An 18,567-nucleotide genomic window follows, 5' to 3' on the forward strand; every position below is an offset into this window, starting at 1 on the left:
TTATCGTCCTGCGCTGCAGAACGAAAACAACCATTACAAGTTACCCGGAGGGGGGTTGCCAAGCCTGTTTTCGACTCAGCGGAATAAGTTCCGAAACGAAAATAAAACTACCTAGGTAAATTAAAGGTCTCGCGCAAAATATTTTTTTAAAATCGGAGTTTTTCGATGTCGAAGCAGTAATTCAGAGCGATGGAAAATATCAGTTGATGGCGTGAGTTGCTTTTTGCGCGGCTCGAGACCCAACCATTCAGCCAAGCACTCATTTCTGGCGACCTCCCTAGGTAAGATCAGCAAAGTCAGCAATTATTATCGAAGCCAAAGTTTATCTTTGATTATTATTCTTAAAAAGTATTTACAGCCTATAGACACAAATGTCTTCACTTTGTAGTTGCGGTTTGGGTATTTTTTTATGTCAAGAATTCCAAAACACCGCCATGAAGCTGCCACTACACACTCTAAAATCCCGCTCATCAGGGGCTACTTTGGTAGAGGTCGTCATCACCGTTGGGATGCTCGTTACCATGCTTCTTCCCTTGATTGGAATGCTGTCGATTGCCGTGAAAAAAAGCGGTGAAGCCATCAACACCTCCATCAGTTCGCGCATCTCCTCCCAACTGGTCAGCGAGGTGCAGCAGGCCAACTGGGCCACCTTGGACCGATGGAATGACAGGGAGGTCCATTTCAGCGACCAGGGCATTCAGTTGAAAAACCAGGACGTCGCCCAACAGTCCAGTTACATCGCCCGTGTGCTCCTCGACACTACCGGCGTCAGCGACTCCACCACGCCGGGAGTTCCTGTCAGTTCCCACGAAATTCGCATCATTGTTCTGATCACCTCCCTGGGTGGCAGCATCGGCGAAAAACGACTCGATGACGCTGCGCTCGCCATCCAAAACAACACCGCCCTTCCCAATCAGGTGCAGGTCAGCCGGGCTCTCCTGGTCAACATGGAAAAAGAAATCTAGACCCTTCTTCGCCCACCAACCCTTCAAAAATCAACGGATGAAAGCACGCGCCTTCACACTCATCGAACTCCTGCTCAGCATCACCATCATGTCCATCGTCTTGGCGACGGCCACCTCCATGCTCAGCACTTCCCTCAACCAGCTGCGGGCGTCGGAAGGCACGTTCGGCCAGTTCCAGGAGACCCTGGCGGCCTTCGAAAGCATGACCAACCGCATCGCCACCTGCCAGATCAAACCGTTTTACGACTACGAATATCCCGGTGGCAACACCGCCGGAGTTCCCACCAAATACGAGCTCCAGTCGGATCTGCATTTTGTCAGCGGTCTCGCCTCAGGAGGCACCACTTCACTACTTGCCGGGGCCAATTATCCCTCCCACGCCGTGTTTTTCCAGGGCACCTACGGCATCACCCAAAACACCGAATGGCAGGGTCTCGGCAACCTCCTCAACAGCTGGGGCTACTTCATCGAATTTGGCAGCGATGCCACCAATCGCGCCACCTTCCTTACCACCTCCGGCATCGCCCCCCGCTTCCGCTATCGACTCAAAGAACTTCAGGTTCCCGCCGAAGACCTCAAAATTTATGCCAACAACCTCTCCGGCATCAACACCAGCAGCGCCAGCAACCTCTACAGCTGGTTTCGCGTGCCTTCCGCCGATCCCGCGAAAGCGCGCACGCTCGCTGAAAACATCATCGCCATGATTATCACCCCCCTTACCACCAACAGCAGTGGGGCGCTGAGCAACGAACTTGCCCCCTCCTACCACTACGACTCCCGCTCCTACCAATACGCCAGTTCGAATCTGGCCAACCGCACCCGCCATCGCCTTCCTCCGATGTTGCGGATCACGCTCGTCGCCCTCGACGAAAATTCCGCCGCAAAACTCGAGGAGGAAAACGGCTCCAGCGTGCCCGAGCTCGGCATCGAAAGCCTGTTCACCACCGCCAGCAAGTATCAGGAAGACATCGCCGCAATGGAGGCAAGCCTCAATGCCCAACAGCTCCGCTACCGAATCTTCACCTCCACCATCCGCCTTCGCAACGCCCGCTGGACCAACACCTATTGAACGAACCCATTGACCCCCATGCCAATGAACCGCACGCGACTCTCCAAAGCCTTCACGCTCATCGAGCTGCTGATCGTGATCAGCATCATGGCCATTCTGCTCACCCTGGCAGCCCTGGCCGCAGGTGACATGATCAACTCCATCCGCATGCGTGATGCCATTGAAACCGTGCGGTCCCAATTTGAAAGCGCCCGCCAGACCGCCAGCACCCAAAACACCGCCGTCCTTATCCGCATCTACCGCGAGCCGGATGAATTCGGCAATCTTCAATGGAGCGCCATCGAATTTGGCACGGCGGATCTCGATCTCGACCCCGACAGTCCCGATTTCCAAAATCCCGAAGCGCCCAACTTTGAAATTCCCATCAAAAGCCTCGGCCCCATCCAACGCCTCCCCGAGAGCCACGTTTTCCATCCGTCGACCACCTATTCCACCCTGCTGAGCGGCACCGCCCCGCTCCAGTCCGGCACCTTCCGTGGCGTGGACAATGTTGACCGCCCTTACATCAGCTTCGTTTTCCTCCCCGACGGTCGCACCAATCTCCCGACCACCACCAACTGGACCCTCACCATCGTCAAAGCCCAGGATCTCCTCGTCTCGCCAACCGCCCTGCCCTCGAATTACACCACTCTGGAACTCGCCCCCACCACGTCCCGCCTCCGAACCTATCGTCCCTAGACATCATGAGACTCCACACCACCTCCCAACCCCACCTCTCAAATAGTGGCACCGCCCTCATCCCATCGTTGTTGATCATCGGCATGGTGGCCGCCGTCGTCGTGCTGTTCTTCAATCTCGTCACCACCCAAACTCAAAACGCCGCCAGCCAGGTCGCGGCCAACGACCTCACCACCCTGCGTGACACCGCCATCAACTCCGCCATTGGGCAGCTTCGCCAGGGGTCCACTGAAGATGGCGCACTATGGATTTCCCAACCCGGTGCTCTGCGCACCTTCGACGCCGACTCCGGGACCCCCAATTTTGTTTATAAACTCTACAGCGCCAAGGATATGACCGTCAGCGCAGCGATGCTTGGCAGCAATCTACAAAAAAACCTTGAAAATGATGTGCCCGGTGACTGGAACGACCAACCCGCCATTTACGGGGACCTCAACGAACCCACTTTCGACGTTGCCACCAAAAAGCTCGCCTTTCCCATCATTGACCCGCGGGTTCAGGACAGCTCCGCACCCACCTATCCCACCTCCACCACACCCGAAGGTTTTCGTTATTCCGCCACCACTGCGGCTGGCGGCGTTTCGGTCGCCGGCGTTGTCCTTCCTCCGAGTAGCGGCGGCAGTCCCAACCAACGTCTCCCTATGCCCGTGCGCTGGGTTTACCTTCTTCAAGATGGAAGCATGGGGGTGATGGATGGCGACGGAACTCCAACCTTCGTCCCCTTTGTTGGCAACACCGATGCCTCCGCGACCAATCCCATCGTCGGACGAATGGCCTGGTGGACCGACGACGAAACCAGCAAGATCAACGTCAACACGGCCTCGGAAGCCCTGTTCTGGGACACGCCGCGTTGCGTCACGGAGCAGGAAGTTGCCTTCGCCCAGGCACCTCCGGTTCGCAACGAAGTCCAACGCTTCGGCGGCCACCCCGCCACCACCTGTCTCAGCACTGTCTTCTTCCCTGGCCAGAGACTTATCCCCGGCGTCGCCGACAACGCCACCAAACTGATCCAAATCTACGATCTTGTCCCACGCGTTCACTACCGCGCCACCACCAGCAAAACCATCGGTGCCCCCGCCGGTCTGCTCGGCAACAACCAGACTGCCGTGGCTTTCGACACCGACCGGCTCTACGCTTCCATCGACGAACTCCTTCTTGACTCACCCGCAGGAGGTGGCGCTTCCTCCCAACGCCAGACCCAAGACATCTTCGACGGTGACATCGACCGGCTCAAGCGCCTGCGCTTTTTCCTCACTGCCGAAAGCCGCGCCCCGGAACCCACCGCCTCAGGCACCCCGCGAGTCTCCCTTTGGCCCGTCCACTACGACTTCTCCATCGCCGGTCGTCGCACTTCTTTTGACAACGTTTCTGCGTTCTGCAGCACCCTCGGCACTATCGTCGATGGCGAAACCATCCAGCCCTTTCACTTCCGTCGCAGCAGCTCGCTCACCAATGAAGGGGAGTTTAGCAACGAAAGCGTCGACTTCTCCGTCCAGACCTCCGAGGACCCGTGGAAAATTGGCTCCAAATCCAACGGCAACCTCGCCACCTACGTCCTCCAGCAAGCCATGGCAAAACGCAGCGGTTATTCGAAGTCCATCTCAGAAAAATATGACGACATCTACCCTGGCAAGCTTCACAACAGCGGCACCACCATCCAAGGGATCATGGAATACATCCGTCAGACCAACCTGATGGACACCACCATCGCCACCAACGGGAAACCCGTTGCGCGATATGCCACCAACAGCGCCTTCATTGGTTCCGACATTCAAGGTCAGGTCACCGCCATCCAGGTCGTGCGACTCCCCGAAACTTTTGACAGCCCCGACGTGTTGCGTCGCCCCGAAGTCACCACCACCGGCACCGCCCGTGAATTCACCCTGTCAGAATTCGGCCTGGTGTTCAGCGTGGCCGCCTCCTTCGAAAATGGAAACGTGCGACCCGATGGCACCATTGAAAATTTCGTGGGTCACAATAAAGAACTTTGTGAGGCCCTCAAGCTGCCACGCCGGTTCAAAGCCATTCAAATCACCCCGGTCTTCGAAGCCTTCTGCCCCGGACAGGGCTTTTCCATGATTGCCCCCAGCTCTGCCACTCAATGCACCAACTTGGAACGCCTTCGCCTCGATTCCTATCAGTCCATCGCCATCACGCCGGTGGCTCCCACCCTTGGTGCCGCCCTCAAACCTGGCGGGGAAATCATCGATGAAATCACCTATCAACAGGATCGCACCGAAGCTCGATTTAGACAATATGGAAGCATTGGCGTCAGTGTCGCCCACCTCGCCTATCTTGCCGGTGGCAACCCACCTTCCACCACCGCCGCCAAACAATCCAAAGGCACCTGGTGGACCGGTTGGGGCGGTTCCGGCGGACGCTGGATGTGGAACGACAACAACAGCACCAATGACGGCTCAATCCCCTCCATGCCTGACTTTGAAGGCAACAAAAACCGCTTTTCCAAAGACCTCCCGAATCAATACAGTCGCGGTTATTTCCTTGTCTCCACCCGGGATGTCGAAATGCGCCTGACCTACGACAACAGCGCCGACTCAAATACCGCTGATGATCCTTACACTGTGGGTGCCCGGCCCAGCAATGTCGAGAACACCCTGGAGATCCGCATCGGCAACCAACGCAATGGCGACTTTTCCGGGAGACGCTTTTACGTCAAAATCCCCGATGGAGGCATCCGCGTTCCCGTTCCCGGAGCCCCCGCCCGACTAGCAATGACCATGGGCAAGAGGCTCAAGGCAGCGGAGAACACCGCGAGCTCCGGCAATCGCTACCTGAATCCCACCACCACCGGAGGCTTCGGCGGGGGCACCGTCGTCAACCCCAACTCGGTCGAAACCATTGATGCCAATGATGTCGTGCGCACCTGGGTAACCCGTCATGGGGATTACCGCCTCAACTACATTCGACTCTCCGAGAACCCCACACTTCCTGAAAACGAGCGGCTTTTTGTTCCTCATCCCAGGTGGGATCCTGCGGAAAATGACTACACCGCCCTGGCCGATTCCGGCAACCCTCGATACCTCCGCAAAATTCATTCCTTCACCAAGCCAGGTGGCGAATGGGAGGCCGGCTCGACAGAGCCAGAGCGTCCTCTCGTCACCGACGAAGACTACACCGACAAGAACCGACCGGACTTTGTCATCTCACCGGCCTCCTCCACCTTCTCGGCCAACCTCAGAAGCGACTATCCCTATCCCGTCGACCCCAACCTTACCCGCGACTGGGACAACGGTGCTGGCATCATCCCCGACGGTGCCTATTGGAACAAACCCGATGACATCGCCAAACAATACGACGGCAGCACCCCTCCCTATTTCCAGAGCAAAAATTGGGACGGCATGCCCGACAACGCGGTCAACGAAACCACCGCTCCCAACCAGCTCATTCCATCCCCCGTCATGTTCGGATCCATTCCGTCAGCCGCCTCCACCGGACTGCAATGGACCACGCTGCTGTTCCGTCCGGATATCACCGACGGCGGTCATCTCGGCAGCAAAGGCAACAGCATTTCCGGCTCCATGGCCGGTGCCCCGCCTGACCATACCCTGCTCGACTGGTTCTGGATGCCCGTCGTTCAGCCTTATGCCATCAGCGAACCCTTTTCCACCGCCGGTAAAATCAACATGAACTACCGCATCGCCCCCTTCTCCTACATCCAACGCGCCACCGCCCTTCACGCCGTTCTCAAATCAGAACAAATCCTCGCCATCCCCAACGGTGTGTCCGACGTTTACAAAACCTACAGCCCCGCCAACGCCGGCAACAACGGTTCGACAACCACTGGCAACAAAAAAGGGTGGCGCCATTTCATTGACGCCGAAACCACGCTCCTTCAGTGGGAGGATCGATTCGACAACGGCCAATTTTTCATGAGTGCCGGTGAAGTCTGTGAACAATTTCTTGTCCCTCAAGGTGCCACCTCCCAATCGACCGGCAGCGCCGTGCGCGCCGACATGCGCAACTTCTGGAACAACCACAGACTTACTGGTGACAACACCCTCGAACGCCCCTACGCCAACATCTATCCCAGACTCACCACCCGCTCCAACACCTACCGAGTCCACTTCAAGGTCCAAACCGTCACCAAGGCACGCTCCACCGCCCCCAACACCTTCGATCCCGCACTGGACAACATCACCGGCGAAACCCAGGGCGATGCCGTCGTCGAACGTTCAGTGGATCCCAACGACCCGGCCTTCGACGAAAACCCCCAGTTCAACTACATCAAGCAGGCCATTGACGACAATTTCGAAACCGTCCAGTCCCTCGACAAACTCTACTCCTGGCGGATCCGCCACATACGGCGCTTCACCCGTTGAACCATCCCTACACGTGGTCTCGAAACTTGAAGGCCCTCTGCACCGCGATGGCCTCCTGTTCCAATGGTCCATTGGGATAACCAAATTCCAGGCATTCGCGCAAATACGACTCTAGAAACCCACGAATGCCTCCCAGCCGTTCGTATTGTCCGACATGGGCCAGTTCGTGCACCAGCACCTCGCGCGAGGTTCCCCAATAGGGATGCAAATGGATGCCGTAACCGATGGCCATGCCAGCCACATCATCGGGAACCCATCCCCATCGCCCCATCCTGGATCGAAAAATCGTCGGCACTGGTAGAGGCACCGGATTGACCACACGAACCCGCACTTTTTCCGGAAAGCGCACTCCGGCATCCGTCGCGTCCTGAAGCTGCTCGTCCGTCAGCGGCTCCCCCAATTGCTGAATCACTGCCAGCTGACGATTGGCCCACACGACGGCCACCGGCATGGCCAGTCGGAGAGTCAATGAAGTGAGCATGTTGATTGGTGAATCTTTATTGCGGCACCGGAGCCTTCTGGCCGTCAGGATCAAGATGAACCATGATGGCCGTGGTGCTGAAAACCAGCGTGTCCGTTCGGGCATTGACGCACACCACCTCCACCGCTGTGGACGTGTTGCCAAGCTTCGCCACCCTCGCCCGCAGCTTCACAATGTCGCCGTTCTGAACCGGGGAACTGAAATCAAAAGCCTCCACGCGACGGGTCACGAAGTTCGCTTTAGGGAATGTCAGCGAAGCGGCGGTAAAAGCCAGATCATCGGCCCATTGCATCATGTAACCGCCAAACAAGGTCCCCCGCTGATTGAGATGCTCGGGTCGGATCAACAGCGTTTTTTCATGCGCCGGATAAGCACCGAGCGACCCGGCCGCGACCCGTTGCTCCACCTCGGCAATGCCCTGCAATCGCGACTCATGCCGACCTCCTTCAAATGTCTCCCCCAGCCATGTTCGCACGATCTCCAGGGCAAGTTCCACCGGCACCGTGCGCTGACCGATCGAGATCACATTCGCATCATTGTGAAGTCGTGCCAGCCTGGCCGTTTCCAAAGTCCAGCAAACCGCACAGCGAATGCCCCGAATCTTGTTCGCCACAATTGCCTCGCCGTTGCCAGATCCGCCCAGCACAATGCCGCGTTCGCAAACTCCACGAGCAACCGCCTCGGCCGTGGGCGCGATGTAAGTCGGATAATCCACCGATTCCGCCGAATGCGTTCCGAAGTCGCTCACTTCATGCCCCGCCGCAGTGAGCATCTCGATGATCTTTCCTTTGTAATCGAATCCAGCGTGGTCTGAGCCAATGGCGATTTTCATGGGCGTTAGGTGGCCCAAGTTCGCCCTGATGCCGCCGCTTGCAACCGATCAGATCATCAGGCCCGGGACCACTTACTGAAGGGAAACGCTCGCCAGCATCAAACGGCGATCTCCCATGGACATGGCCAGCTGGGATGCTGGAAGTTCTCCGTCACTTTCAATCGGCAATGAGCGCAAACCCAATTCTCCGCGCCATTCGACCGACCGTTTCTCCGGCATCTGGCGTCCTTCTTTCTTCGCCTGTTCGCGATCCGAACTGATCACCAAAAAGGCAACCAGAATGGTGACAAGCAGTAAAAGTTTGGCCGGAATGTTTTTCATTTTAATACCTCCTGTTTGTCGCTGAGCGATGATTCTGTGACAACGCTGCCGGAATAGACGACACAGGGACGCAGAAAATTCGCAGGTTGTTTTTGCCAGCGCCACTAAACCGGGGAACCCTTCCCTTCATCGATCCACGCCGCATGTATCCCGAACCACTTTCCGACATCATTGACCTCTTTGAGCACCTGCCTGAGCAGGAGCGTCGTGAGAACCTCATCGTGATGGCCGACAACGCCGCCAAACAGGAACCTAAAGAGGGCGCTCATTACGACCTCGAAGACGTGCGCAAAGACGAAGAATGCACCGACACCGTCGGCATTTATCTGCGCGTTGAGGAAGGGGATCGTGCCTATTTCGCCGTCACCCTCGGACCCCTCGTCCAAACCCTGACCAAAGCCATGACCAGCATCCTTTGTCGCGGCCTCAACGGCAGCACCCTACAACAAGTGCTCGACATCCCGGCTGATTTTGTCCCGCGCATCGTTGGTGCAGACCTGGTCCGACTTCGCAGCCAGACGGTCTACTACGTGCTCGGTCGCATGAAAGGTGCCGCAAAAGCCTACATGACCCGGCGCGCCCTGGCGGCTGAAGATTGATCATCACTGGGAATCACCCCGTGGCAGCGGCGGTTTCACTGGATTGCGCGTGATCAGAATCACCGCCACCAAGATCAACCCACCCGCCAGCGCCAGCGAATGAGGCAATGCCTCTTTCAGCACCACATGCCCCAACACCACGGCGATCACCGGGTTCACATAAGCATAAGTGGAAACTTTCGCGGTTGAGCTCACGGTGAGCAACCACACATAAGCCGTGTAAGCCACCAGCGAGCCGACAAAGGTCAGATACACAAACGACCACGCCGACACCGCCGTAATTTGACCAGGATGAAAGTCCCGTCCCTCACCCAGAACGAGTCCGACCAACACATCCAGCACGCCGCCCGCGATCATTTGCATACCCACCCCCAGCAACGGCGATGGCGCTTTGATCTTGGTCTGCCGTGAATAGATGGAGCCCAACGCCCAGCACATGTTCCCCACCAGCAACACGCCCGCGCCGAGCGGATCCACCAGACGCGCGCCCTGATCGTCCTTGCTCATCACGATCATGCCCACTCCGACAAATCCAGCGATCAATCCCAGCACGGTCGTAAGCGCCGGCCGCAATCCGTTTGGCCTCCACCAGTCGGCCAGCATGATCCACAACGGAACTGAAGCGACAATCAAAGCCGCAATGCTGGTCGGCACCGTTTGCTGTGCCCAACACACCCCGCCATTTCCCGCCGTCACCAGCAACGCGCCGATGATCACCGCGTTGATCCATTGCCGACGATTCGGTGCCGCATCGCCGCGGAAACGCATCACCGTGTAAAGCAAGATTCCCGCGATGATGAACCGACCCCCTGCCATGAGAAACGGCGGGATCGAATCAATCGCCAGTCGCATGCCCAGGAAGGTTGATCCCCAAATCAGGTAGATCGCCAGATACGCTGCCAGCACCAAGGCCAGTGGGGCAGGGGACGTGATCGATTGGGAAGCTGGGCGATTCATGAAACGGAAGCGGCCCGCAACCTAAACAGAAATCCGCATGGATGCCAAAGAAAGTAGAAGGCTCGTCCCCGAGCCCTGCTCTACTTCCCCGAAAAAGGCCCGGGACGGACCTTCCACTTTCTCCTCTCTCCTCCGCTACTTGAACATCGGATCTTCCTTGTCGCCGCGGCTCAACAAATAAGCCAGCAAGTCAAGAATGTCCGTGTCCGAACAGGTGCCCAGCAATCCCGGAGGCATCATGCTGGTCTTGCTCTCCTCCATGCTCTTGATCATCTTCCGATCAATCGACTGGGTGGCGTTCGGGTCCATCATGTTGATGTTCAAGGTGATTTTGTCACCCGCGAGATTCATGATGCGGCCATACACCTTGTTGTCATCCAGCAAAGTCACCTCAAGCTGCCCATACTGGTCACTGATTTCCTTGCTTGGCTCAAGGATGTGCACCAGCAGATCGCGCGGACTGTATTTGCCGGCGACACTGCTCAGATCGGGACCGATCGCTCCACCTTCGTTGTTGAACCGATGGCAGGCGAAACAAGTCGTGACCCCGAACAGATTTCGACCGTTCGCATAGTCGCGATCGCCTTCCAGACCCACCGCCAGCAAGGGCTCCATGTCCGCCACCTTCCAGTCTTTGACAAAATTTCGGGCGGTGAATGAAAACTGCGGTGCCTGCACATCCGGCTTCGCTTCGAGGATCGGCTTCAGCGCCACCTTCTCCTCCTCCGTCAAAGTCGCCATGGCATCGCGTTTAATGTCCTCCATGAACAACTGAAAGCTCGCCCCACCCTTGTAAGTCGGCGCACGCAGGCACACCCACTTGAAGAAACGCTCACGCAAAGCCGGGGTCCAACCCGCCTTGGCCAGACGCAGACTTTTCGCATGTGCAATCTGCTCTTCCTGGGTCGGGGCCGTTTCCAAAATGGCGATCGCCTTGGCCAGACACTCGGCATCACCCAGATAGATCAGCACTTCCGCCAGATCCACATCAAGCCAGGGTTCTTTGGTCGGGAACGATGGTGAAAGCCGTGCGATCACCTGTTTGCCCATCGCCTCATCGGGCACTCCGAGACGACTGAGCGCCAGCTGATAGTTGCGCACCAGCGTTTCCGCATCCACTCCTTTGAGGCTTTTCAGATCCAGCTTGCCCAGTGCCGTCAAAATCGGATTCAACAAGGTGCGGTCATCTCCGGCGGAACGAATCAAGGCCATCAACGCGGTCAGCGATGCGCGTGGATTCGTTTCATTAAGCGCCTTGTCCTTCCATTCGGCCAGCGGTTGATGTTCCACCGCAATGCGTGCTGCGAAACGGATGTAACGATCTTCATGCCCGAGATGCGGCCAGGCCGTTTCCACTGCTTTTGCATCCTGTTTGCCATGAAAGGCTTCTAGCTTCGCACGAAGCTCGTGAAGTGGCGTTGCAGCGGGTTCGGTGGCAATCGGTGCCGTGTCTTCCTTGCCGGTGTAAGTGATCCGATACAATCCGCTCTGCACACGCCGACCACCAATCATGAAATACAACGCGCCATCTTTTGGGCTCACCTCAAGGTCCGTCAGCGGCAGGGGATTGGCACTGGCGAACTCTTCGAACTCCGCCTTGTAACCGCCACCGTCCGGCGTCATGTGAACCGCATACATCTTGCCATAACTCCAGTCGCAGATGAAAAACGCGTCCTGATATTTGGCCGGAAACTTCGCGCCGTAACCAAACACCACACCCGTGGGTGAACCCGGACCAATATCGGCCACCGGAGGCAGATTGTCCTCCCAGCGCACCGGCCATTTTTTCGACAACGATCTCCAACCAAACTCCCCGCCGCTAGCGACGTCATTCACGCGTGTCGGACGATACCAGGGCACCGAAAAATCCCATTCCATGTCCGCGTCATAAGTGAACAAATGACCGCGCAGGTTGAACGCCGCATCGTATTGGTTGCGGAATCCGGAAGCGATCAGCTCCCAGCTTTTGCCATCCTTGTCCGTCTTCGCAATCCATCCACCCGGAGCCATCACTTCGCGCATGAAACCGCGACCAATCAACGGCGGCTCAAGCAGGTTGTCCTCGGCCCAATGCTGGGGCACACGGCTGGTGTTCAATTCCGTCACCGCCGTCTGATTGCCCACCACGACATACAGCGACTCGCCATCCGGCCCCAAAAGCACTGCATGCGGACCATGTTCGCCACCCGTGTTGGGGAACAAACGCAGCGTCTCCACCTTGTCGAGCGTGTCATCGTTGTTCGTGTCCGTGACCCGATACAATCCGCGCGGATACTTGCTGGAGTTGGTCACCACATAAAGCGCATCGAACGCCCAGCAAAGCCCCTGCGCCTCGCCAAGTTCCACCGGAATCTCATCAATTTTGGTCTCCTCGGCCTTGCCATCCAACGCCGGCGGCGTGACACGGTAAAGCTTGCCATATTGATCGCTCACAATCATGCGGCCCTTGTCATCAAAACAGCACACCACCCACGAGCCTTTTTCCTGCATGTTCACACTGTGCAGCAACTCCACCTTAAAACCCTCTTTCAACTTGATGTCCGCCACCGCCGTCGCTTCGGGCGCTTTCAAATTCCCCAGCACTTCCAGCATTTTTGCATTCACCTTGTTCGCCCATGGACCGCCTCCCAGCGGAGCAATGGCCACCGGCTTGGCCCAATCCTTGTCATCAAAGGCCGCTGAAGTGTTCCAATCCTTGCCGCCCTTGGCTGAAACCTTCCAGCTCTCATCCGTCACCACATCCGCCTTGCCCTCTTCTGCAAAATCCACCTTCACCAGCAGACCCGCCGCACCGCTGTCCTCGTTCTCTGCTCGCACGGCGATCAGGTTTTCTCCTGGTATGAGGAAAGGTTTCAAATCCACCATGGCCGGACTTTCCCATGCCTTGCTCTCCGCCGCCTTTTTGCCATTCACAAACACCGCAACCTGATTGTCCGCTGTCGCGTAAAGTTTGGCGTCGCCCACCTTGTCCAAAGTGAACGTCTTGCGGAACAGGGCGACCTCCTTCTCTTTGCCAACCTTCTGTGGCCAGATCCATTGGGGGGTTGCATCAGCAGCCATGCCGGAAGACACGGACAGAAAGCCAACGAGGGCGGGTAAGATGAGACGGCGCATAAGGGTGAGAAAAAGTGAGCAAGCTAAACGTTCCTGCGACTCCATCCATTTCATCGGATGCAGGCAGAAACCCAACTCATCTACCCAAAGGCGGGTTCGATGTCACGCCTAATCCCCCGGCCGGGTCCCACGCCAATGCTGATAAACCGTGTAGACCAGCCCCGTCACCCCGGTCAAAACTGCGGGCAACAACAACGTCGCGTAAGAAAATCGCGCAAACAACACCGCCCCCAGCACCCCGCCTAGAAAGAACCCACCAAACAGCGTCAATCCCAACCACGCACGCTTGTGATCCTGCGGAAGTCCCCGCAACCAATGCCCGATCCAGATCCCCAAATCCGTGATGATCCCCGACATGTGCGTCGTGCGGATCACCGCCCCGCTGTAGGAAGTGGCCATCGCATTCTGCACCCCGCAGGCACAAGTCGCCAAATACTCGCCCCATCGCAAATCCTTCATCAACAACGGCGTCGCCAGCAGCAGCAACAGTGACTCAATCAGCAACGTCACCCCATAGCGGCGGCCGAGCCTCAGCGTGCTTTGTTGAATGATGAACCCGCTCAGCACACTGCCGGAAAAATAGGCCGTCAAAATCGCCCCCATGTGTCCCAGCAATCGCCAGTCGCCAGTCACCAGCGCAATCGCTCCCGAGGTCGTCGTCCCGGTCAGATGCGTCAACGCCTCATGCGTCAGCCCCAGAAAACCCACCGCATTCACCATGCCGCCGATGGTCGCGAGCAACGCCGCGCCCATCCATACCCAGCCCGGCAGTTTGGTGATCATCTCCGACCGAATGGTCGATCAAGACCCCACGAAAGCAAGCCCCAAGCCATGCCTCATCCGAGCAACGAGGTATGCCCGAGCATCCACAAGATGACCGCCTTTTGCGCGTGCAGCCGATTCTCCGCCTCCGAGAAAATCACCTCGGCATGCTCTTCCAGCACCTCTGCCGTGATCTCCTTGCCGCGATAAGCCGGCAAACAATGCATCACGATCGCGCCCGGCGCCGCGTGCTGCATCAGTCCCGGATTGATCTGATACGGCTGCATCGTTTGAATGCGTCCCGCGCTCTCCTCCTCCTTGCCCATGCTCACCCATACATCCGTGTAAACCACATCCGCCCCATCCACTGCCTGCGACGGATCATCAAACAACTTCACGTTGTCCACCCCCAGCTTGTCCATGAAAGTTTGCGGCGGCTGAAACTCTTTCGGTGCCCCAATCGTCAGTTCAAAACCCAACCGTGCCGCCGCCCACATCCAGGACTTTGCCACGTTGCAGTCGCCATCGCCGAGAAAACACACCTTTTTGCCCTTCCAACCACCCAGCCGCTCCTTCATCAACTGCAAATCCGCCAAAATCTGACAAGGATGCTCCTCATCCGTCAGCGCGTTGATCGTTGGAAGTTTGCTGAATTCCGCAAACTCCTCCACATCGCTCTGCGCATAAGTCCGGATCACCGCGCCATGCACCATCCGACCCAACACCCGCGCCGTGTCCTTCACCGGCTCACCCCGACCGATCTGTGAATCCGCCCCGCTCAGAAAAATCACATCGCCGCCCAACTCGCGAATCCCCACTTCAAAACTCACCCGAGTCCGCGTCGACGATTTATTAAAAATCAAAGCCCACACCTGACCATCCAGCACCTTGGGTGTCTGGTTGCGATGTTTCTTCAACTCCACACCGAGGTTCACCATGTCGGTAATGTCCTGCGCACTGAGCGCTTCAATGGAGAGGAGATGTTTCATGAACGGCGGCTTGGGGAAAAATGGGGAATTCGCAACTTGCCCGCAATCCCCCACAAAGCAACTCAGTTGACGAATTTGTCAGCCAACTGATCCAAAATCAGATCAACCACGAATGGACACGAATTTACACGAATAGGAGTTCCTCCGGAAACCACCCATCAAGGTTCATGATTTCATCATTTGAGCCCATCTGTGGAAATCTGTGTCCATCTGTGGTTTGAATTTCATCATCGGTATTCCATTCGTGTAAATTCGTGTCCATTCGTGGTTCAATTTTTCTTCAACCACAGGTGGACACAAATAGGCACAGATAAATCCCAATCCTCCGCTCCCCTCACCGCTGGCAAAACCGGCAATAAAACGTCGACCGCTGTCCCTGCACGATCCGCAGCACCGGCTTCGCACAAGCCAAACAAGGCTCCCCCTCGCGACCATACACCCGCAAGCTCTGTTTGAAATATCCCGGCTGACCATCCTCACGCACGAAATCCCGCAGCGTCGTGCCGCCCATCTCAATCGACTTCAACAACACCTCGCGCACCGACACCACCAGCCTTTCATAATCCGCCTTCTTCACCTTCCCCGCTGCTTTGGCCGGATTGATCCCCGCCATGAACAACGCCTCACACGCATAGATATTCCCGATCCCCACCGCCGTCTTGCCGTCCATGATGAACAGTTTCACCGCCACGTTTTTTCCTCGCGAAAGCTGCATCAATCGCCCCGCCGAAAAAGCCGCATCAAACGGTTCCGGCCCCAGATGCCTCAACAAATCATGTTCCTCCGGCACGCCCGTCAGCCACAACATCGCCCCAAACCGACGCGGGTCATGGTAACGCAGCTCCATCCCCGAATCCAAATGCAGCGACACGTGATCATGCTTTCGCAATACCACCCCCGGCTCCGTCAATCGTAAGCTCCCCGACATCCCCAGATGCACCAACAACGTCCCTGACTCCGCAGCAAACAGCAGATATTTCGCCCTTCGCTTGCCACCCGTGATCCGTTGACCGGCCAGCAACTGCACCTCCTCCGGCACCGGCCAGCGCAAACGTGGTTCCCGCACCTCCACCTTCGTCACCACGCGCCCCAACAAGTGCGGCAGCACCCCGCGCAACGTCGTTTCAACTTCAGGAAGCTCTGGCATAAAAAGGCAGCGTCATGGGGACCGCGAAGTTTCACTTCGCATCATCCATTGGCCATCACTCCAACACGATTCCATCAAAGTGCAACATCGCGTTCCCTTGCGTTCACCCCAACTCCAGCGCAAATGGTGATGCTTCGCGATCACCCATGCTCCTGCAAGCCCGTCATCACCAGCTTACCTTCCCCCGCCAGCCGTTGGTGATGGGCATCATCAACATCAACGACGACTCCTTTTGTAACGACGGCTCGCTTGATCCCACCACCGCCCTCGCCCAAGCGCGTCAGCAACTCATCGACGGTGCCGACATCATCGACATCGGTGCCGAAAGCGCCCGCACCAACCGCGGCCCCATTTCCATTGAAGAAGAGGTCCGCCGCCTGCGCAGTTTCATCGATCAATGGCCCGATCTCATCGCTGACTTACCGGCTTCGCCACCCCTGCTTTCCATCAACACCTGGCGCTCCGAAGTCGTCGAACAAATCCTTCCCCACGGCGGCGACATCCTCAACGACATCTCCGCCCTGCCCGATGCCCGCAATGCCGAACTCTGCGCCCAACACGGGGCCGCCCTGCTCATCATGCACAGCGTCGGGCAACCCAAAGTCGCCCACACCCATGTCGGCTGGCCCGACATCATGGCGGAACTCGACCGCTTCTTCGAAGAAAAAATTCAGCTCGCCATCGCCGCCGGACTCAACCCCAACCAGATCATCCTCGATCCTGGCATCGACTTCGCCAAACAGCGCGACGACAACCTCACTATTTACCGCGACCTCGAAAAACTCCATCGCTTCAATCGCCCCATCCTGCTGCCCGTTTCGCGCAAAACCGTCATCGGGAATGTCCTCAACCTCCCCGATCCGAACGAACGCGACGCCGGCACCCTCGCCTGCATTGCTACTGGCGTCCGACGAGGAGCCCACATCTTCCGCGTTCACAATGTCCCCGCCGTCGTGCAATCCCTGAAAATCCTCACTCCATTGATGGATCCCGTAGCAGCCGATGTAAGGAGGCTCTAATTCCTTCGCCCCGCGTTCGCCCCCCACCAAAAACCATAGAGCCTCCTCACGTCGGCTACTACTCCGCCAACGACCTCAGCCACGCTTTGAAAAATCGCACGCCATCCTCCAGATCCGCCACTGAAATGTGCTCATCAATCGTGTGAGCCTGGGCAATCGTCCCCGGTCCAATCGCCACGCTCGGCACTCCGCCCTGCGCCAAAAACGCCGCATCACAAACCCACGGCGCCCCCCCCAATGGCGCCCCCGCCGCCACGAGCTTCTGCACAAAAACATCTTCCTCCGGCGTGTCCAAACACGGCTGCGGTTTCATCCGCGGCGTCACCCTGGCCGTCTCATCATGCGCCGCCACAAACGCCTCCAACAACGCCAGCGGCCCGCCTTGACGATGCAAATCCGGCGTAAAGCGGATATCCACCGTCAACACACAATGATCCGCCGTGATGTTGGGCCTCGAACCGCCGCGAATCATCCCCAAACTCAGCGTTGTTTTCCCCAGCCACGCATCCTCACCGCCCGCCTCCGCCAGCTGACCACGAAACTCTCCATCCAGCGCCTTGATCAACCGCGCCATCCGCAAAATCGCGTTTTCCCCCAGCTCCGGACGCGATCCATGCACCGCCACTCCAAACGTCTCAATGTCCGCCCAAAGACACCCCTTGTGTTTAAAAACCGTCTCCAATCCGGTCGGCTCTCCAATGATCCCGAATGCATACTCCGCCCCATGCTTTTCCGCAAAATGACGCGACCCATGCTGTGCCGTCTCCTCCGACATGAACCCCGCAAAATGCACCTCCACCGGCAGCGCTGCCAGTTCACCTGTTGAATGCAACTCGTGCAAAGCCCACAACATTGCCGCCATCGGCCCTTTCGTGTCCGACGCCCCGCGCCCCCAAACCTTGCCATCGCGTAGTTCCCCGCCAAACGGCTCGACGATCATCCCCACCACGCCCACCGTGTCCGTGTGCGGCGCAAAAACGATCTTCTTTTTCGCCGCTCCATCGCTGGAAGCGTTGGTTGGATACCGTCCGATCACATTCGGCCGATCCGGCAAAATCTCCTCCAGCACCACCGCTGCCCCCGACGCCTTCAGAAACTCTCCAACATACTCTGCACAGGCCTTTTCCCCGATGAATTCCGTCCCGGGATCTCCATCCGGATTCACCGACGGAATGCGCACCAGCGCTTGCAACAGTTCGGTGACAGATTGGGGCAGCGAAAGCATGGCGCAGCACCTTCCCCATTTATAGTCTGGCAGCAACTGCGAGATTCGGTCGATTTGTCAGAATCGGGT

Annotated in this window: 15 protein-coding genes and 1 pseudogene; 6 read left to right on the forward strand and 10 right to left on the reverse strand. The window is 57.5% G+C overall.

The annotated features are described in order from the left end of the window. The first annotated feature begins 434 nt into the window (after positions 1-434). Genes FEM03_RS01375 through vccA form a run of 4 tightly spaced genes read left to right on the forward strand, consistent with a single transcriptional unit; the run spans position 435 to position 7,052 of the window. Complete coding sequence (locus FEM03_RS01375) at positions 435-965, forward strand: hypothetical protein (protein WP_138084377.1); 531 nt, start codon at positions 435-437, stop codon at positions 963-965. 37 nt (positions 966-1,002) lie between these two features. Continuing rightward, complete coding sequence (gene vccC / locus FEM03_RS01380) at positions 1,003-2,034, forward strand: Verru_Chthon cassette protein C (RefSeq protein ID WP_166442535.1); 1,032 nt, start codon at positions 1,003-1,005, stop codon at positions 2,032-2,034. An 18-nt stretch (positions 2,035-2,052) separates the two neighbouring features. Further along, on the forward strand, positions 2,053-2,712 hold the full coding sequence (gene vccD / locus FEM03_RS01385) for a Verru_Chthon cassette protein D (RefSeq protein ID WP_138084379.1): 660 nt from the start codon (positions 2,053-2,055) through the stop codon (positions 2,710-2,712). 5 nt (positions 2,713-2,717) lie between these two features. Next, positions 2,718-7,052, forward strand: coding sequence for a Verru_Chthon cassette protein A (gene vccA / locus FEM03_RS01390; protein WP_138084380.1), 4,335 nt, complete (start codon positions 2,718-2,720; stop codon positions 7,050-7,052). Between the two features lie 7 nt (positions 7,053-7,059). Here the strand turns inward: vccA and FEM03_RS01395 are convergent, their stop codons facing one another. The 4 genes and pseudogenes from FEM03_RS01395 to FEM03_RS01405 all read right to left on the reverse strand — a co-directional run bounded on the left by FEM03_RS01395 (position 7,060) and on the right by FEM03_RS01405 (position 8,686). Then, complete coding sequence (locus tag FEM03_RS01395; RefSeq protein WP_138084381.1) at positions 7,060-7,533, reverse strand: hypothetical protein; 474 nt, start codon at positions 7,531-7,533, stop codon at positions 7,060-7,062. 16 nt (positions 7,534-7,549) lie between these two features. After that, positions 7,550-7,939, reverse strand: coding sequence for an acyl-CoA thioesterase (locus tag FEM03_RS25795; RefSeq protein WP_343162100.1), 390 nt, complete (start codon positions 7,937-7,939; stop codon positions 7,550-7,552). After that, positions 7,940-8,365: pseudogene (rpiB, locus tag FEM03_RS25800) on the reverse strand (ribose 5-phosphate isomerase B); the annotation flags it as partial. Positions 8,366-8,437: 72 nt separating this feature from the next. Further along, positions 8,438-8,686, reverse strand: a complete 249-nt coding sequence (locus FEM03_RS01405; protein WP_138084383.1) for a hypothetical protein — start codon at positions 8,684-8,686, stop codon at positions 8,438-8,440. Positions 8,687-8,829: 143 nt separating this feature from the next. Here FEM03_RS01405 and FEM03_RS01410 point away from each other — a divergent pair, with 143 nt between their 5' ends. Then, positions 8,830-9,285, forward strand: a complete 456-nt coding sequence (locus FEM03_RS01410) for a SufE family protein (RefSeq protein WP_138084384.1) — start codon at positions 8,830-8,832, stop codon at positions 9,283-9,285. 3 nt (positions 9,286-9,288) lie between these two features. On the opposite strand, the gene FEM03_RS01415 is transcribed toward FEM03_RS01410, so the two are convergent. The 5 genes from FEM03_RS01415 to mutM form a co-directional block, all read right to left on the reverse strand. Further along, complete coding sequence (locus tag FEM03_RS01415; RefSeq protein ID WP_138084385.1) at positions 9,289-10,242, reverse strand: EamA family transporter; 954 nt, start codon at positions 10,240-10,242, stop codon at positions 9,289-9,291. 135 nt (positions 10,243-10,377) lie between these two features. Next, the gene (locus FEM03_RS01420; RefSeq protein ID WP_240772634.1) at positions 10,378-13,356 is read right to left on the reverse strand and encodes a c-type cytochrome; all 2,979 of its coding nucleotides are present in this window, start codon (positions 13,354-13,356) and stop codon (positions 10,378-10,380) included. 108 nt (positions 13,357-13,464) lie between these two features. Continuing rightward, positions 13,465-14,139: a YoaK family protein gene (locus tag FEM03_RS01425; RefSeq protein WP_138084386.1), complete on the reverse strand. Its 675-nt coding sequence runs from the start codon at positions 14,137-14,139 to the stop codon at positions 13,465-13,467. 53 nt (positions 14,140-14,192) lie between these two features. After that, positions 14,193-15,107, reverse strand: coding sequence for an ornithine carbamoyltransferase (gene argF, locus FEM03_RS01430; RefSeq protein WP_138084387.1), 915 nt, complete (start codon positions 15,105-15,107; stop codon positions 14,193-14,195). 334 nt (positions 15,108-15,441) lie between these two features. Then, on the reverse strand, positions 15,442-16,254 hold the full coding sequence (mutM, locus tag FEM03_RS01435; protein ID WP_138084388.1) for a bifunctional DNA-formamidopyrimidine glycosylase/DNA-(apurinic or apyrimidinic site) lyase: 813 nt from the start codon (positions 16,252-16,254) through the stop codon (positions 15,442-15,444). Between the two features lie 146 nt (positions 16,255-16,400). Here mutM and folP point away from each other — a divergent pair, with 146 nt between their 5' ends. Further along, complete coding sequence (folP, locus tag FEM03_RS01440) at positions 16,401-17,273, forward strand: dihydropteroate synthase (protein WP_240772635.1); 873 nt, start codon at positions 16,401-16,403, stop codon at positions 17,271-17,273. Between the two features lie 58 nt (positions 17,274-17,331). Here folP and FEM03_RS01445 read toward each other — a convergent pair whose 3' ends face one another. Then, positions 17,332-18,498 (reverse strand): M20 family metallopeptidase, encoded by a 1,167-nt coding sequence (locus tag FEM03_RS01445; protein WP_138084389.1) that lies wholly within the window; start codon positions 18,496-18,498, stop codon positions 17,332-17,334. Positions 18,499-18,567 lie beyond the last annotated feature (69 nt).

This window comes from Phragmitibacter flavus (assembly GCF_005780165.1).
GTDB classification, from domain to species: domain Bacteria; phylum Verrucomicrobiota; class Verrucomicrobiia; order Verrucomicrobiales; family Verrucomicrobiaceae; genus Phragmitibacter; species Phragmitibacter flavus.

Excerpts from the sequence above, each read along its gene's own strand:
- FEM03_RS01375 (WP_138084377.1), top strand. The coding sequence starts at position 435 with ATGAAGCTGCCACTACACACTCTAAAATCCCGCTCATCAGGGGCTACT.
- vccC (WP_166442535.1), top strand. The coding sequence starts at position 1,003 with ATGAAAGCACGCGCCTTCACACTCATCGAACTCCTGCTCAGCATCACC.
- vccD (WP_138084379.1), top strand. The coding sequence starts at position 2,053 with ATGCCAATGAACCGCACGCGACTCTCCAAAGCCTTCACGCTCATCGAG.
- vccA (WP_138084380.1), top strand. The coding sequence starts at position 2,718 with ATGAGACTCCACACCACCTCCCAACCCCACCTCTCAAATAGTGGCACC.
- FEM03_RS01395 (WP_138084381.1), bottom strand. The coding sequence starts at position 7,533 with ATGCTCACTTCATTGACTCTCCGACTGGCCATGCCGGTGGCCGTCGTG.
- FEM03_RS01405 (WP_138084383.1), bottom strand. The coding sequence starts at position 8,686 with ATGAAAAACATTCCGGCCAAACTTTTACTGCTTGTCACCATTCTGGTT.
- FEM03_RS01410 (WP_138084384.1), top strand. The coding sequence starts at position 8,830 with ATGTATCCCGAACCACTTTCCGACATCATTGACCTCTTTGAGCACCTG.
- FEM03_RS01415 (WP_138084385.1), bottom strand. The coding sequence starts at position 10,242 with ATGAATCGCCCAGCTTCCCAATCGATCACGTCCCCTGCCCCACTGGCC.
- FEM03_RS01420 (WP_240772634.1), bottom strand. The coding sequence starts at position 13,356 with ATGCGCCGTCTCATCTTACCCGCCCTCGTTGGCTTTCTGTCCGTGTCT.
- FEM03_RS01425 (WP_138084386.1), bottom strand. The coding sequence starts at position 14,139 with ATGATCACCAAACTGCCGGGCTGGGTATGGATGGGCGCGGCGTTGCTC.
- argF (WP_138084387.1), bottom strand. The coding sequence starts at position 15,107 with ATGAAACATCTCCTCTCCATTGAAGCGCTCAGTGCGCAGGACATTACC.
- mutM (WP_138084388.1), bottom strand. The coding sequence starts at position 16,254 with ATGCCAGAGCTTCCTGAAGTTGAAACGACGTTGCGCGGGGTGCTGCCG.
- folP (WP_240772635.1), top strand. The coding sequence starts at position 16,401 with ATGCTCCTGCAAGCCCGTCATCACCAGCTTACCTTCCCCCGCCAGCCG.
- FEM03_RS01445 (WP_138084389.1), bottom strand. The coding sequence starts at position 18,498 with ATGCTTTCGCTGCCCCAATCTGTCACCGAACTGTTGCAAGCGCTGGTG.